General features: G+C 72.1%; 12 protein-coding genes. 11 read left to right on the top strand and 1 reads right to left on the bottom strand.

Annotated elements, in window-relative coordinates:
- Positions 1-25 precede the first annotated feature (25 nt).
- The 10 genes from hpnE (at position 26) to AC5WAM_RS08080 (ending at position 11,780) form a co-directional block, all read left to right on the top strand.
- The gene (hpnE, locus tag AC5WAM_RS08125; RefSeq protein WP_495522126.1) at positions 26-1,462 is read left to right on the top strand and encodes a hydroxysqualene dehydroxylase HpnE; all 1,437 of its coding nucleotides are present in this window, start codon (positions 26-28) and stop codon (positions 1,460-1,462) included.
- Entirely contained in the window at positions 1,459-2,580 is a 1,122-nt protein-coding gene (locus tag AC5WAM_RS08120; RefSeq protein WP_366793218.1) for a polyprenyl synthetase family protein, read from the top strand. The genes hpnE and AC5WAM_RS08120 overlap by 4 nt, the downstream gene beginning before the upstream one ends.
- 105 nt (positions 2,581-2,685) lie before the next feature.
- Positions 2,686-4,680, top strand: coding sequence for a squalene--hopene cyclase (gene shc, locus AC5WAM_RS08115; protein ID WP_495522125.1), 1,995 nt, complete (start codon positions 2,686-2,688; stop codon positions 4,678-4,680).
- Positions 4,680-5,330 carry a phosphorylase family protein gene (locus AC5WAM_RS08110; protein WP_138962789.1) on the top strand — a complete coding sequence of 217 codons (651 nt, stop codon included), beginning with the start codon at positions 4,680-4,682 and terminating at the stop codon, positions 5,328-5,330. The genes shc and AC5WAM_RS08110 overlap by 1 nt, the downstream gene beginning before the upstream one ends.
- 5 nt (positions 5,331-5,335) lie before the next feature.
- On the top strand, positions 5,336-6,355 hold the full coding sequence (hpnH, locus tag AC5WAM_RS08105) for an adenosyl-hopene transferase HpnH (protein WP_138962791.1): 1,020 nt from the start codon (positions 5,336-5,338) through the stop codon (positions 6,353-6,355).
- Positions 6,356-6,359: 4 nt separating this feature from the next.
- The gene (ispG, locus tag AC5WAM_RS08100) at positions 6,360-7,526 is read left to right on the top strand and encodes a flavodoxin-dependent (E)-4-hydroxy-3-methylbut-2-enyl-diphosphate synthase (protein WP_495522124.1); all 1,167 of its coding nucleotides are present in this window, start codon (positions 6,360-6,362) and stop codon (positions 7,524-7,526) included.
- 25 nt (positions 7,527-7,551) lie between these two features.
- Positions 7,552-9,528 (top strand): 1-deoxy-D-xylulose-5-phosphate synthase, encoded by a 1,977-nt coding sequence (gene dxs / locus AC5WAM_RS08095; RefSeq protein ID WP_495522123.1) that lies wholly within the window; start codon positions 7,552-7,554, stop codon positions 9,526-9,528.
- Positions 9,525-10,919 (top strand): aspartate aminotransferase family protein, encoded by a 1,395-nt coding sequence (locus tag AC5WAM_RS08090; RefSeq protein WP_366793222.1) that lies wholly within the window; start codon positions 9,525-9,527, stop codon positions 10,917-10,919. Before dxs ends, AC5WAM_RS08090 begins: the two co-directional genes overlap by 4 nt.
- A gap of 83 nt (positions 10,920-11,002) precedes the next feature.
- Complete coding sequence (locus tag AC5WAM_RS08085) at positions 11,003-11,635, top strand: helix-turn-helix domain-containing protein (protein WP_366793223.1); 633 nt, start codon at positions 11,003-11,005, stop codon at positions 11,633-11,635.
- 28 nt (positions 11,636-11,663) lie between these two features.
- The gene (locus AC5WAM_RS08080) at positions 11,664-11,780 is read left to right on the top strand and encodes a DUF6126 family protein (RefSeq protein WP_037827059.1); all 117 of its coding nucleotides are present in this window, start codon (positions 11,664-11,666) and stop codon (positions 11,778-11,780) included.
- Positions 11,781-11,795: 15 nt separating this feature from the next.
- Here AC5WAM_RS08080 and AC5WAM_RS08075 read toward each other — a convergent pair whose 3' ends face one another.
- Positions 11,796-12,593 (bottom strand): tyrosine-protein phosphatase, encoded by a 798-nt coding sequence (locus tag AC5WAM_RS08075; RefSeq protein WP_495522122.1) that lies wholly within the window; start codon positions 12,591-12,593, stop codon positions 11,796-11,798.
- A 245-nt stretch (positions 12,594-12,838) separates the two neighbouring features.
- Between AC5WAM_RS08075 and AC5WAM_RS08070 the strand changes: the two genes are divergently transcribed.
- The gene (locus AC5WAM_RS08070; protein WP_495522121.1) at positions 12,839-14,950 is read left to right on the top strand and encodes an alpha-galactosidase; all 2,112 of its coding nucleotides are present in this window, start codon (positions 12,839-12,841) and stop codon (positions 14,948-14,950) included.
- Positions 14,951-15,019: the final 69 nt, after the last annotated feature.

Below are 15,019 nucleotides of genomic sequence, written 5' to 3'. Positions count from 1 at the left end.
CTGCAACCGCCGAAAGGGAGGACGCATGAGGCAGGACGACAGCCGGCCCGAACCAGGCGGTGACACGGACGCGGACCATCCGGGCGGAGCGCGCGGCGGGCGGCCCGCGACCTCCGCCGTCGTCGTCGGCGGCGGACTCGCCGGGATCACCAGCGCCCTCGCCCTCGCCGACGCCGGGCTCGACGTCACGCTCCTCGAAGGGCGCCCCCGGCTCGGCGGGCTCGCCTTCTCCTTCCAGCGCGGCGAGCTGACCGTCGACAACGGCCAGCACGTCTATCTGCGCTGCTGCACCGCCTACCGCTGGTTCCTCGACCGCGTCGAGGGCGCGCACCTGGCGCCGCTGCAGGAGCGCCTCGACGTGCCCGTGCTCGACGCCGAGCGCAATCGCCTCGGACGGCTGCGACGCACCGCGCTGCCCGTGCCGCTGCACCTGGCCGCGAGCCTCGCCACCTATCCGCATCTGTCGCTCGCCGAGCGCGCCCAGGTGGGCCGCGCGGCGCTCGCCCTCAAGGGGCTCGACCCGGCCGACCCGGCGCTCGACAGCCAGAACTTCGGCAGCTGGCTGGCCGCGCACGGTCAGTCGACGCGTGCCATCGAGGCCCTGTGGGACCTCGTCGGCGTCGCCACTTTGAACGCCGTCGCGGGCGATGCCTCGCTCGGCCTCGCCGCGATGGTCTTCAAGACCGGGCTGCTCTCGGACCCGGGCGCCGCCGACATCGGCTGGGCGCGGGTGCCCCTCGGTGAACTCCATGACCGCCTGGCGCGCAAGGCGCTCGACTCCGCGGGCGTCCGTACCGAAGTGCGAACACGTGTCACCTCCATCTCGCCTACTAAGAACGGCGGTTGGCGCGTCGAGGTTCCCGGCGAGCGCATCGAGGCCGATACCGTCGTCCTCGCGGTGCCCCAGACCGAGACGCACGACCTGCTCCCGGAGGGCGCCCTCGACGACCCGGACCGGCTGCTCGGCATCGACACCGCGCCGATCCTCAACGTCCACGTGGTCTACGACCGCAAGGTCCTCAAGCGGCCCTTCTTCGCCGCGCTCGGCACCCCCGTCCAGTGGGTCTTCGACCGGACCGAGGCCTCCGGGCTGCGGTCGGGCCAGTACCTCGCGGTGTCCCAGTCGGCCGCCCAGGACGAGATCGACGCCCCCGTGGCGGCGCTCAGGGAGCGCTATTTGCCCGAGCTCGAGCGCCTGCTGCCCGCCGCGCACGGCGCACAGGTCCTGGACTTCTTCGTGACCCGGGAGCGCACGGCGACGTTCGCGCCGACACCGGGCGTCGGCCGCCTGCGACCGGGCGCGCACACCAAGGCGCGCGGGCTCTACCTGGCCGGCGCGTGGACCGCCACCGGCTGGCCCGCGACGATGGAAAGTGCTGTTCGCAGCGGTATCAGTGCCGCGAGGGCGGCGCTGACCGCGCTCGACCGCCCGCGCGACCACCTCTTCGAGGAGGCGGCGTGACGCTCGACCTTCTGGGGCCGTCCCAGAACCCCCGCACCGGAACTAGAGGAGAGACTGTGCCGACTGTGCCCTCGGCCCAACCGGCCGCTGTGGACGTGACCGCGCTGTTGGAGCGGGGCCGGACACTGGCCACCCCGGTGCTGCGGACCGCCGTGGACCGCCTCGCGCCCCCCATGGACACCGTCGCCGCCTACCACTTCGGCTGGATCGACGCCGCGGGCAATCCGGCCGACGGCGACGGCGGCAAGGCCGTGCGCCCCGCGCTCGCGCTCCTGTCCGCCGAGGCCGCGGGCGCACTGCCGGAGGTCGGCGTGCCCGGCGCGGTGGCCGTCGAACTGGTCCACAACTTCTCGCTCCTGCACGACGACCTGATGGACGGCGACGAACAGCGCCGCCACCGCGACACCGTGTGGAAGGTGCACGGCCCCGCCCAGGCGATCCTCGTCGGCGACGCCCTCTTCGCCCTCGCCAACGAGGTCCTCCTGGAGATCGGCACCGTCGAGGCGGGCCGCGCCACGCGCCGCCTGACCACCGCGACGCGCGCCCTCATCGACGGCCAGGCGCAGGACATCTCCTACGAGCACCGCGAGCGGGTCACCGTCGAGGAGTGCCTGGAGATGGAGGGCAACAAGACGGGCGCCCTGCTCGCCTGCGCGGTCTCCATCGGCGCGGTCCTCGGCGGCGCGGACGACGCCACCGCCGACACCCTGGAGAGGTACGGCTACCACCTCGGGCTCGCCTTCCAGGCCGTCGACGACCTGCTCGGCATCTGGGGCGACCCGGAGGCCACCGGCAAGCAGACCTGGAGCGACCTGCGCCAGCGCAAGAAGTCGCTGCCGGTCGTCGCCGCGCTCGCCGCGGGCGGCCCCGCCTCCGAGCAGCTCGGCGAGCTGCTCGCCGCCGACGCCAAGAGCAATGACTTCGACAGCTTCTCCGAGGCGGAGTTCGCCGCGCGCGCCGCGCTCATCGAGCAGGCGGGCGGCCGCGAGTGGACCGCCGAGGAGGCGCGACGGCAGCACGCCGTCGCCATCGAGGCCCTGGACGCGGTCCAGATGCCGGACCTGGTGCGGGCGCAGCTCACCGCGCTCGCCGACTTCGTCGTCGTACGGAAGAGATGATCACTATCGGGCACACCTGACTCGCAGTCGCCGAACACCGCCCCGGTGCGGGCGGTGTCCGACGGCGGACCCAGCAGAGAGAAGCACTGCGTCGAAGGGGAAGCCATGACAGCGACGACCGACGGTTCCACCGGAGCGGTGACGCCCCGCGCGGCCTCGGCCACCGAAACACCTGACACGAACCCCGGGGCGGCCGGGGCACCGGAAGCCGCCAAGCGTGCCGTGGAGCGCTCCACGGAGTTCCTCCTCTCCCGCCAGGACGCCCAGGGCTGGTGGAAGGGCGACCTGGAGACGAACGTGTCCATGGACGCCGAGGACCTGCTGCTCCGCCAGTTCCTCGGCATCAGGGACGAGGCCACCACCCGCGCCGCCGCGCTCTTCATCCGCGGCGAGCAGCGCGACGACGGCACCTGGGCCACCTTCTACGGCGGCCCCGGCGAGCTCTCCGCCACCATCGAGGCCTATGTGGCCCTGCGCCTCGCCGGGGACGCTCCGGACGCGCCGCACATGGCGAGAGCCTCCGCCTGGATCCGCGAGCATGGCGGCATCGCCGCGGCCCGGGTCTTCACCCGGATCTGGCTCGCCCTCTTCGGCTGGTGGAAGTGGGACGACCTGCCCGAACTCCCGCCGGAGCTCCTCTACTTCCCGAAGTGGTTCCCGCTCAACATCTATGACTTCGGCTGCTGGGCGCGGCAGACCATCGTGCCGCTGACCATCGTCTCCGCGAAGCGCCCGGTGCGCCCCGCGCCCTTCCCGCTCGACGAGCTGCACACCGACCCGGCCGTGCCGAACCCGCCCAGGCCCCTTGCCCCGGTGGCGAGTTGGGACGGCGTCTTCCAGCGCCTCGACAAGGCGCTGCACGTCTACCACAAGGTCGCGCCGCGCGGTCTGCGCAAGGCCGCGATGAACAGCGCCGCGCGCTGGATCATCGAGCGGCAGGAGAACGACGGCTGCTGGGGCGGCATCCAGCCCCCCGCCGTGTACTCGATCATCGCGCTGCACCTGCTCGGCTACGACCTCGACCACCCCGTGCTCAAGGCGGGCATCGAGTCGCTGGACCGGTTCGCGGTGTGGCGCGAGGACGGCGCGCGGATGATCGAGGCCTGTCAGTCCCCGGTGTGGGACACCTGTCTGGCCACGATCGCCCTCGCCGACGCCGGGGTGCCCGCCGACCACCCGCAGCTGGTGAAGGCCGCGGACTGGATGCTGGGCGAGCAGATCGTCAGGCCGGGCGACTGGTCGGTGCGCAAGCCCCGGCTCACGCCGGGCGGCTGGGCGTTCGAGTTCCACAACGACAACTACCCCGACATCGACGACACCGCCGAGGTCGTCCTCGCGCTGCGCCGCGTCGCCCACCCGGACCGGAGCCGGATGGACAGCGCCATCGCCCGGGGCGTGGAGTGGAACCTCGGCATGCAGTCCAGGAACGGCGCCTGGGCCGCCTTCGACGTCGACAACACCAGCCCGCTGCCGAACAAGCTGCCGTTCTGCGACTTCGGCGAGGTCATCGACCCGCCGTCCGCCGACGTCACCGCGCACGTCGTGGAGATGCTCGCCTACGAGGGCAAGTCCCACGACCCGCGCACCCGCCGCGGCATCGAGTGGCTCCTCGCCGAACAGGAGGCGAACGGCGCCTGGTTCGGCCGCTGGGGCGTCAACTACGTCTACGGCACGGGCTCCGTGGTCCCCGCCCTCGTCGCGGCCGGTCTGCCCGCCGCGCACGGGGCGATCCGCCGCGCGGTCGCCTGGCTGGAGTCGGTGCAGAACGACGACGGCGGCTGGGGCGAGGACCTGCGCTCGTACCGCGACGAGCAGTGGATCGGGCACGGCGCGTCCACCGCTTCGCAGACCGCGTGGGCGCTGATCGCGCTGCTCGCCGCGGGGGAGCGGGACTCCAAGGCCGTCGAGCGGGGCGTCGTCTGGCTGGCCGAGAGCCAGCGCGAGGACGGCTCCTGGGACGAGCCGTACTTCACCGGCACCGGCTTCCCCTGGGACTTCTCGATCAACTACCACCTGTACCGGCAGGTCTTCCCGCTGACCGCCCTCGGCCGGTACGTGCACGGCGAGCCGTCCGTCGGCGGCCCGGGCAAGGGGAGCTGATGAGCACGGACCCGGCGCGCCCGGGGCCCGCTCCGCTGCTCGTCGCCTGTGCGCTGGGCATCGAGCGCCTCGCCCTGCGCACCGCCGACCGCGGCGGTGCCCGGGGCCCCGTGACCGTGCTGCGCACGGGCATGGGGCCCAAGGCCGCCGAGCGTGCCGTCACCCGGGCGCTCGGCAAGGACTCCCTGCGCGACGCGGCCGTCGTGGCGACCGGGTTCTGCGCCGGGCTCGCCCCCGGCATGCACCCCGGTGACCTCGTCGTCGCCGAGGAGACCCGGCACGACGGCGGCCGCACGCCGTGTGTGGGCACCGCGCTCCTGGTCGAGGAGCTGGTGCGGGCCGTGCCGGGCCGCACCGTGCACACCGGCCCGCTCACGGGCTCCGACCACGTCGTCCGCGGCCACGAACGCGGCGATCTGCTCGCCACCGGCGCGATCGCGGTCGACATGGAGTCCGCCGTCACGCTGCGCAGTGCCGTCACGGCCGGACCCCGGCCGGTTGCGGCCGTCCGGGTGGTCGTCGACGCCCCCCAGCACGAACTCGTCCGCATCGGCACGGTCCGCGGTGGAATATCGGCCTTCCGCGTGCTCCGCGCCGTGCTTCCCGCTTTTTTCGAATGGCACCGATCTTCGCCGCTCCCCCGGAGGTGAGCCAGATGGCTATGCCGCTGCGTCAGTCAATCAAGGTCGCTACCTATCTCTTTGAACAGAAGCTGCGCAAGCGTGACAAGTTTCCTTTGATCGTCGAGTTGGAGCCGCTGTTCGCGTGCAATTTGAAGTGCGAGGGCTGCGGCAAGATCCAGCACCCGGCCGGTGTGCTCAAGCAGCGCATGCCGGTGGCCCAGGCCGTGGGGGCCGTCCTTGAGTCCGGCGCGCCGATGGTGTCCATCGCGGGCGGCGAGCCGCTGATGCACCCTCAGATCGATGAGATCGTGCGCCAGTTGGTGGCGAGGAAGAAGTTCGTCTTCCTGTGCACGAACGCCATGCTGTTGCGCAAGAAGATGGACAAGTTCACGCCGTCGCCGTACTTCGCGTTCGCCGTGCACATCGACGGCATGCGCGAGCGCCACGACGAGTCCGTGGCGAAGGAAGGCGTGTTCGACGAGGCCGTGGCCGCCATCAAGGAGGCCCAGCGCCGCGGCTTCCGGGTGACCACCAACTCGACCTTCTTCAACACGGACACCCCGCAGACCATCATCGAGGTCCTGAACTTCCTCAACGACGACCTGAAGGTCGACGAGATGATGCTCTCGCCCGCCTACGCCTACGAGAAGGCGCCGGACCAGGAGCACTTCCTCGGCGTCGAGCAGACCCGCGAGCTGTTCAAGAAGGCCTTCGCGGGCGGCAACCGGCTCCGCTGGCGCCTGAACCACTCGCCGCTGTTCCTCGACTTCCTGGAGGGCAAGGTCGACTTCCAGTGCACGGCGTGGGCCATCCCGAACTACTCGCTCTTCGGCTGGCAGCGCCCCTGCTATCTGATGAGCGACGGCTACGTACCGACGTACCGGGAGCTGATCGAGGAGACGGACTGGAGCAAGTACGGCCGCGGCAAGGACGACCGGTGTGCCAACTGCATGGCGCACTGCGGGTACGAGCCGACGGCCGTGCTCGCCACGATGGGGTCGCTGAAGGAGTCGCTGCGCGCCATGCGCGAGACCGTCTCCGGGAACCGGTGACGTCATGACCCCTTCAGGCCCCGTCTCCCTGGGCCTGCCCGAGCCACCGGCCCGGCCGATAGCGGAGCGCCGCACCGCGCGGCGCATCCAGGTCGGGTCGGTGGCCGTCGGGGGCGGCGCTCCGGTGTCGGTGCAGTCGATGACGACGACGCGTACGTCGGACATCGCGGCGACGTTGCAGCAGATCGCGGAGCTGACGGCGTCGGGTTGTCAGATCGTGCGGGTGGCGTGTCCTACGCAGGATGACGCGGACGCGCTGGCGGTCATCGCGCGCAAGTCGCAGATTCCGGTGATCGCGGACATTCACTTCCAGCCGAAGTACGTGTTCGCGGCGATCGACGCGGGGTGTGCGGCGGTGCGGGTGAACCCGGGGAACATCAAGCAGTTCGACGACAAGGTCAAGGAGATCGCGCGGGCGGCGTCCGCCGCCGCGGTCCCGATCCGCATCGGGGTGAACGCCGGGTCGCTCGACCGGCGCCTGCTCGCGAAGTACGGCAAGGCCACGCCGGAGGCGTTGGTGGAGTCGGCGTTGTGGGAGGCCTCGCTGTTCGAGGAGCACGGTTTCCGGGACATCAAGATCTCGGTGAAGCACAACGATCCGGTGGTGATGGTCAATGCCTACCGGCAGTTGGCGGCCGCCTGCGACTATCCGCTGCATCTGGGTGTGACGGAGGCGGGTCCGGCGTTCCAGGGGACGATCAAGTCGGCGGTGGCGTTCGGTGCGCTGCTGGCGGAGGGGATCGGTGACACGATCCGGGTGTCGTTGTCGGCTCCTCCGGCGGAGGAGGTCAAGGTCGGCATTCAGATTCTGGAGTCGTTGAATCTGCGGCAGCGGCGTCTGGAGATCGTGTCGTGTCCGTCGTGCGGGCGGGCGCAGGTGGATGTGTACAAGCTGGCGGACGAGGTGACCGCGGGGCTTGAGGGCATGGAGGTGCCGCTGCGGGTGGCGGTGATGGGCTGTGTCGTCAATGGTCCGGGTGAGGCGCGGGAGGCCGATCTCGGGGTGGCGTCCGGCAATGGCAAGGGGCAGATCTTCGTCAAGGGTGAGGTGATCAAGACGGTGCCCGAGTCGAAGATCGTGGAGACCTTGATCGAAGAGGCGATGAAGATCGCCGCAGGGATGGAGGCCGCCGGAGTCCCGTCCGGGGAGCCCGACGTCACGGTGAGCTGAGGACAACCAGTTAGGGGGCCTGAGCATGACCATCCTGGAAACCATCCGAGGGCCGCGCGACCTGAAGGCGCTGACCGAGTCCGAACTGGCCGAACTGGCCGAAGAGATCCGGGAGTTCCTGGTGCACGCGGTCGCGCGGACCGGCGGACACCTCGGGCCCAACCTGGGGGTGGTCGAGCTGACCATCGCCCTGCACCGGGTCTTCGAGTCGCCCGTGGACCGCCTGGTGTGGGACACCGGCCACCAGAGCTATGTGCACAAGCTCCTGACCGGGCGTCAAGACTTCTCGAAGCTGCGCGGCAAGGGCGGCCTGTCCGGCTACCCCTCGCGCGAGGAGTCCGCGCACGACATCGTCGAGAACAGCCACGCCTCCACCGCGCTCGGCTGGGCCGACGGCCTCGCCAAGGCCCGCGGGGTCCAGGGGGAGCGGGGCCACGTCGTCGCCGTCATCGGCGACGGCGCCCTCACCGGCGGCATGGCCTGGGAGGCGCTCAACAACATCGCGGCAGCCAAGGACCAGCCGCTGATCGTCGTCGTCAACGACAACGAGCGCTCCTACGCCCCCACCATCGGCGGCCTCGCCAACCACCTCGCGACCCTGCGCACCACCGACAGCTACGAGAAGGTCCTCGCCTGGGGCAAGGACGTCCTCCAGCGCACCCCCGTGGTGGGCCGGACGCTGTACGAGTCCCTGCACGGCGCCAAGAAGGGCTTCAAGGACGCCTTCGCGCCCCAGGGCATGTTCGAGGACCTCGGCCTGAAGTACGTCGGCCCCATCGACGGCCACGACATCAAGGCCGTCGAGTCCGCGCTGCGCCGCGCGAAGCGCTTCCACGGCCCCGTCCTCATCCACTGCCTCACCGAGAAGGGCCGCGGCTACGAACCCGCGCTCGCCGACGAGGCCGACCGCTTCCACACCGTCGGCGTCATGGACCCCCTCACCTGCGAGCCGCTCGCCCCGTCCAACGGCCCCTCCTGGACCTCCGTGTTCGGCGACGAGATCGTCCGCATCGGGGCCGAGCGCGAGGACGTCGTGGCCCTCACGGCCGCCATGCTGCACCCCGTGGGGCTCACCCAGTTCGCGGCGGCCTACCCCGACCGCGTCTGGGACGTCGGCATCGCCGAGCAGCACGCCGCCGTGGCCGCCGCCGGACTGGCCACCGGAGGCCTCCACCCCGTCGTCGCCGTCTACGCCACCTTCCTCAACCGCGCCTTCGACCAGCTCCTGATGGACGTGGCGCTGCACCGCTGCGGCGTCACCTTCGTGCTCGACAGGGCCGGGGTCACCGGCGCCGACGGGCCCTCGCACAACGGCATGTGGGACATGTCCGTCCTCCAGGTCGTGCCGGGCCTCAGGATCGCCGCGCCCCGCGACGCCGACCAGCTCCGCGTCCAGCTGCGCGAGGCCGTGAACGTCGACGACGCGCCGACCCTGCTGCGCTTCCCCAAGGAGTCGGTGGGGCCCGCGATCCCGGCCGTGGACCGGGTGGGCGCCATGGACGTCCTGCGCCAGGACCCCGACCCGGACGTGCTGTTCGTCGCCGTCGGCGTGATGGCACCGGTGTGCCTCCAGGCCGCCGACCTCCTCGCCGAGCGGGGCGTCGGCTGCACCGTCGTCGACCCGCGCTGGGTCAAGCCCGTCGACGCCGCCCTGGCGCCGCTCGCCGCGTGCCACCGGCTCGTCGCGGTCGTGGAGGACAACAGCCGCGCGGGCGGCGTCGGCTCGGCCGTGGCCCTCGCCCTCGACGACGCCGAGGTGGACGTCCCCGTACGGCGCTTCGGCATTCCGGAGCAGTTCCTCGCGCACGCCAAGCGCGGCGAGGTCCTCGCGGACGTCGGCCTCACCCCGGTGGAGATCGCGGGCCGCGTCGGCGCGACGATGGCCCGCCAGGACGCGGCCCGGGCCGGCGCCCGCGAGACGGCCGGGGTGCCCGGCCCGCAGGAGGCCGGGGAGTCCGGCCCGAAGACAGCCGGGACACCCGGCGAGGAGAACCGAGCATGACAAGCACCGGCAAGGAGTTCGACCTCGGCAGACTGCTCGCCGAGCGCGGCGGCGAGCGGTACGAGCTGCACACCCGGCACCTCAACCACCAGCTGCCGCGCATGCTGCACACCATCGGCTTCGACAAGGTCTACGAACGCGCGGAGGGCGCCTACTTCTGGGACGCCGAGGGGCAGGACTACCTGGACATGCTCGCCGGGTTCGGCGTCATGGGCCTCGGCCGCCACCACCCGGTCGTCCGCAAGGCCCTGCACGACGTGCTCGACGCCTCCCTCGCCGATCTGACCCGCTTCGACTGCCAGCCGCTGCCCGGGCTGCTCGCCGAGCGGCTGCTCGCGCACAGCCCGTACCTGGACCGGGTCTTCTTCGGCAACAGCGGCACCGAGGCCGTCGAGACCGCCCTGAAGTTCGCCCGCTACGCCACCGGCAGGCCGCGGATCCTGTACTGCGCGCACGCCTTCCACGGCCTGACCACCGGCTCCCTGTCCGTGAACGGCGAGACCGGCTTCCGCGACGGCTTCGCCCCGCTCCTGCCGGACACGGCCGTGCCCCTCGGCGACCTCGACGCGCTGCGCCGGGAGCTCAAGCGCGGGGACGTGGCCGCCCTGATCGTCGAGCCGGTCCAGGGCAAGGGCGTGCACGAGCCCCCGCCCGGCTATCTGCGCGCCGCCCAGGAACTGCTCCACCAGCACAAGGCGCTCCTGATCGCCGACGAGGTGCAGACGGGGCTCGGCAGGACCGGCGCCTTCTACGCCCACCAGCACGAGGAGGGCGTGGAGCCCGACCTGGTCTGCGTGGCCAAGGCGCTGTCCGGCGGCTACGTCCCGGTCGGCGCGACCCTCGGCAAGGACTGGATCTTCAAGAAGGTCTACTCGTCCATGGACCGGGTCCTGGTCCACTCCGCGAGCTTCGGGTCCAACGCGCAGGCCATGGCGGCCGGGCTCGCGGTCCTCGCCGTGATGGACGACGAGCAGACCGTCGCGAACGCGCGCGCGACGGGCGAGCTGCTCAAGGAGCGGCTCGCGGCACTCGTCGACACGTACGAGCTGCTCAGCGACGTCCGCGGCCGCGGCCTGATGATCGGCATCGAGTTCGGCAGACCGAAGTCCCTGAAGCTGCGCAGCCGCTGGACCATGCTCCAGGCCGCCCGCAAGGGCCTGTTCGCGCAGATGGTGGTCGTACCGCTGCTCCAGAAGCACCGCATCCTCACCCAGGTCTCCGGCGACCACCTGGAGGTCATCAAGCTCATCCCGCCGCTGATCATCGGCGAGAAGGAGGTCGACCGCTTCGTCGCGGCCTTCACCGACGTCATGGACGAGGCGCACGGGGGCGGCGGGCTGATCTGGGACTTCGGCAAGACACTGGTGAAGCAGGCGGTGGCGAACCGGTAGCCGGGCGGCTCGGCGGGCCGACGGTTCTTGCCTCTGAGGCAAGAAAATTGCCTCTCGGGTAAGGCTCTGGCTCAATCGAGGGTATGAGCCCTGCCACCCCGGACGCCGGTGAGGCGGCCGACGCGCTGCCCGCCGTCGCCCCGCAACTGCGTGAGCTGCGCCGCCGCGCCGCGCTGACCCTGGAGGCCGCCGCCCGCGCGGCCGGGCTCTCGCCCGCGCACCTGTCCCGCCTGGAGACGGGGCAGCGCCAGCCGTCCCTGCCGATGCTGCTCGCGCTCGCTCGTACCTACGGTACGACGGTCTCCGAGCTGCTCGGCGAGACGCCCGCCGACCGGGACGCCGTCGTCCGCGCCCCGGACATGGAGCCCACCGCCGCCGGCGGCTGGACGTACTGGCAGGCGGGCTCCCCGGGCCGCGGCATGCAGGCGCTGCGCGTGCACGTGCCGCACGGCGCGCAGGGCGACATCGTGCGCGTGCACCCGGGGGAGGAGTGGCTGTACGTCCTCCAGGGCCGCCTGCGGCTGCGCCTCGGCGACACCTCGTACACCCTCGCGCCCGGCGACAGCGCGCACTTCGACTCGCTGACGCCGCACCGGATCGCCGCCGTGGACCACGGCGGCGCCGACCTCCTCTTCGTCCACACCTTGCTGCAGAGCCCCGCCGCCGCGCTCTGTCTCGGCGGCCCCACCGAGGGAGACCGACATGACGGAATCTGAACCGCAGCAGCCCGCGCGCCGCATGTCCATGGAGGAGAAGTTCCCCCGCGCCCTGTGGGTCCGCCTGATCGTCTACGTCGCCGTGGGCCACCTGTTCGCGGGCTTCATCTATCTGCTGTTCGTCCTCGGCGGACAGAACCAGTAACGCTTCCCGGACCGCTCAGTCGAGGAGCCGCTCGCGCAGGCGCTCGCGCGTCGTGGGCGCGAGGCCGAGCCCCTCGGTCAGGTAGGTGTCGGTGTCGCCCCAGGTCTGCTCGATGGTGGCGAAGGCCGCCGCCAGATACTCGGCGCGGGCGTCGAAGAGGGGGCTCAGTAGCTCCATGACCTCGGGCGACATCGCGTCCGGCGAGGTCGCGCTGCGGTGCACCTTGTAGCGGCGGTGCGCCGCGTTCGACTCCAGGTAGTCCGCCTCGATCGCCTCGCGCTCCACGCCGACGGCCAGCAGCGTCACGGCGATCGACAGGCCCGCGCGGTCCTTGCCCGCGGCGCAGTGCATCAGCGCGGGCACGCTGTCCTCGGCCAGCGCGTGCAGCACCCGGCTGTGCTCGGCCGTCCGCTCCCTGATGATCGTGCGGTACGAGGACGCCATGCGCTCGGCGGCCTTGCCGTCGGACAGGGCCGCGCGCAGCTGGTCCAGGTCGCCGTCGCGCACCATCTTCCAGAATTCGGCGCCGTCGGCGGGGTCGGTCAGCGGCAGGTTCACGTTGCGCACGCCCGGCAGCTCCACGTCCGGGCCTTCGAGACGCTGGTCCGCGGCGTTGCGGAAGTCGAAGACCGTGTGCAGGCCGAGCGAGGAGAGGAACGCGGCGTCGGCGGCGGTGGCGTGCGCGAGGTGGCCGCTGCGGAAGAGGACGCCGTGGCGGACCCGGCGGCCGTCGACGGTCGAGAGTCCGCCCACATCACGGAAGTTGCGCACACCGGCGAGCTCGGGTTCGGTCGACGGAACCTGCTGCGTCACGGGCTCTCCTCTGGGTCGGGACTGGTCGGCGCTCGTCGGACCGGCCGGGAGCGGGGCACCGCGCGGCTCGCCGCGGCCTGACGCCGGCGGTCGGTGGTTGCGCCTTCGACGATACGACACGGGTTCCTCAGGCAATCAGTCGCGGCGGAGCGCGCACGGGCGTTGCCCCGGTGGTCGCACGGGCTCGAAGATGTGCGTACGCCCGCGCGGCTGTTGAGATCTGTCAGAGGACCTGTGGGGGTTTGATGATCGAGGTCGGCGAGGACGGTCGTACGTGGCTCCTGTCGGGGCCCACCAGCAGCTACGCGCTCCGCCTCACCGGCCGTGACGAGCTGCTGCACCTGCACTGGGGCCCGCGGATCGCCCTGGCCGACGCCGAGGCCCTGGCCGCCGCGCCGCTGCCGCCCGAGCGGCCCTTCGAGTCCCGCATCGACGGGCACGAGGAGTATCCCGTCGAGGGTGGCCCCCGCTTCGTACGGCCCGCGTTCTCGGTGCGCGGCGGCGGGGTGCGGGGCACGGAGTGGCGGTTCGCCAGTGCCTGGCACGACGAGGACGAGCTCCAGCTGAACTTCACCGACCCCGTGCACCACCTGGCGGTGCTGCTCGACTACCGGCTGCGCGGCGACGTGGTCGAGCGGTACGTGGTCGTCATGCACCAGGGGCCCGCCGGGTCCCCGGAGGTGGAGCTGCTGCGCGCCGACTCCGCGACCTGGACCCTGCCGCGCCGCGACCACTGGCGTCTGTCCCAGCTGCACGGCCGCTGGGCGGCGGAGTCGCGCCTCGTGCGCTCCGGCCTCACGTACGGGGAGCGGATCATCGGCAGCCGTCGCGGGCACACCGGGCATCAGCACCTGCCCTGGGTGGCGCTCGACGCCGACGGCGCCACCGAGGAGCACGGCGAGGTCTACGGCTGCGCGCTCGCCTGGTCCGGGTCGTGGCGCGTGGCGGTGCACCAGCTCCCGGACGGCGCCGTGCAGATCACGGGCGGCTCCGGCCACGACGACGCGGGCCACGAGGTGCTCGGGCCCGGCACGGCGGTCGTCACGCCCGTCTTCGCGGGTCTGTGGAGCGACGGCGGCTTCGGCGGGGCGAGCCGGGCCTGGCACGCCTACCAGCGTGCGCACGTCATCCCGGACGCCGACGAGGTGCGGCCCGTGCTCTACAACTCCTGGGAGGCCACCGGCTTCGACATCGGTGAGGACCAGCAGCGCGACCTCGCGGAGCGGGCCGCCGAGATGGGCGTCGAGCTGTTCGTCGTCGACGACGCGTGGTTCGGCCGACGCGTCAGCGACCGGTCCGGGCTCGGCGACTGGACGCCGAACCCGGAGCGGTTCCCGGGCGGTCTGAAGCCGCTCGCGGACCACGTGCGCGGCCTGGGCATGGGGTTCGGGATCTGGGTGGAGCCGGAGATGGTGAACGCGGACAGCGACCTGTACCGCGCGCACCCCGACTGGGTGCAGCACCAGCCGGGCCGCACCCGCACGGAGTTCCGCAACCAGCTCGTCCTCAACGTCGCGCGCGAGGACGTGCGGGAGTACCTGTGGGAGCAGCTGGACGCGCTCCTGTCCGGCGCCCCGATCGACTATGTGAAGTGGGACTTCAACCGCTGCTTCACGGACCCCGGCTGGCCCGGCGACGCCCATCCCGAACGCCTCTGGTCGGCCCATGTGCACGCCGTCTACGACCTCATCGACCGGCTGCGGGCCGCGCATCCGTCCGTCGCCTTCGAGTCCTGCTCGGGCGGCGGCGGCCGGGTCGACCTCGGCATCCTCGCCCGTACGGACCAGGTGTGGACCTCGGACAACACCGACCCGGCGGACCGCCTCGCCATCCAGCACGGCTTCAGCCAGGTGCACCCCGCGCGCGTGATGGCCGCCTGGGTCACCGACAGCCCCAACACCCAGCTCAACGGGCGCGTCAGCTCCCTGCGGTTCCGGTTCGTCAGCGCCATGGCCGGGGTGCTCGGCGTGGGCGGCGACCTCACGCGGTGGAGCGCGGCGGAACGGGCCGAGGCGCGCGGCTGGGTGGAGCTGTACAAGGAGATCAGGCCGATCGTGCAGCTCGGCGAGCTGTACCGCCTGCGGGCACCCGGCGAGGGGCTCAGCGCGGTGCAGTACGTGCGGGGCGACGAGGCCGTGGTGCTCGCCTGGCTGCGGGCCCAGGCGTACGGCGAGGAGCCCGCCCCGGTGCGGCTGCGCGGGCTCGACCCGGCGGCGGCGTACGTGTGCCGGGACACCGGCGCGGTGCACCGGGGCGCGGTCCTGCTCCACCACGGCCTGCGCACGGGCCTCAGCGGCGATCTGGACGCGGCGGTCTTCCGCCTGAGCCGGGTCGCGGGCGCCCCGTCGAGGCCGTAGGCCTGGGTATTCCGGGTTGGCGCAATCTTGACCAATGGCTTATCTCACGCCACGTCAACCCCATATTAC

Source organism: Streptomyces sp. JLYT201 (assembly GCF_059448825.1).
Note: the sequence above shows the minus strand (reverse complement) of the source record. Positions and strands in the feature narration are given on the sequence as shown.

Bases quoted from the DNA above. Each gene is read 5' to 3' on its own strand.
- AC5WAM_RS08080 (WP_037827059.1), top strand. From the start codon at position 11,664: ATGGAGGAGAAGTTCCCCCGCGCCCTGTGGGTCCGCCTGATCGTCTAC.
- shc (WP_495522125.1), top strand. From the start codon at position 2,686: ATGACAGCGACGACCGACGGTTCCACCGGAGCGGTGACGCCCCGCGCG.
- AC5WAM_RS08085 (WP_366793223.1), top strand. From the start codon at position 11,003: ATGAGCCCTGCCACCCCGGACGCCGGTGAGGCGGCCGACGCGCTGCCC.
- ispG (WP_495522124.1), top strand. From the start codon at position 6,360: ATGACCCCTTCAGGCCCCGTCTCCCTGGGCCTGCCCGAGCCACCGGCC.
- AC5WAM_RS08110 (WP_138962789.1), top strand. From the start codon at position 4,680: ATGAGCACGGACCCGGCGCGCCCGGGGCCCGCTCCGCTGCTCGTCGCC.
- dxs (WP_495522123.1), top strand. From the start codon at position 7,552: ATGACCATCCTGGAAACCATCCGAGGGCCGCGCGACCTGAAGGCGCTG.
- AC5WAM_RS08070 (WP_495522121.1), top strand. From the start codon at position 12,839: ATGATCGAGGTCGGCGAGGACGGTCGTACGTGGCTCCTGTCGGGGCCC.
- hpnE (WP_495522126.1), top strand. From the start codon at position 26: ATGAGGCAGGACGACAGCCGGCCCGAACCAGGCGGTGACACGGACGCG.
- hpnH (WP_138962791.1), top strand. From the start codon at position 5,336: ATGGCTATGCCGCTGCGTCAGTCAATCAAGGTCGCTACCTATCTCTTT.
- AC5WAM_RS08090 (WP_366793222.1), top strand. From the start codon at position 9,525: ATGACAAGCACCGGCAAGGAGTTCGACCTCGGCAGACTGCTCGCCGAG.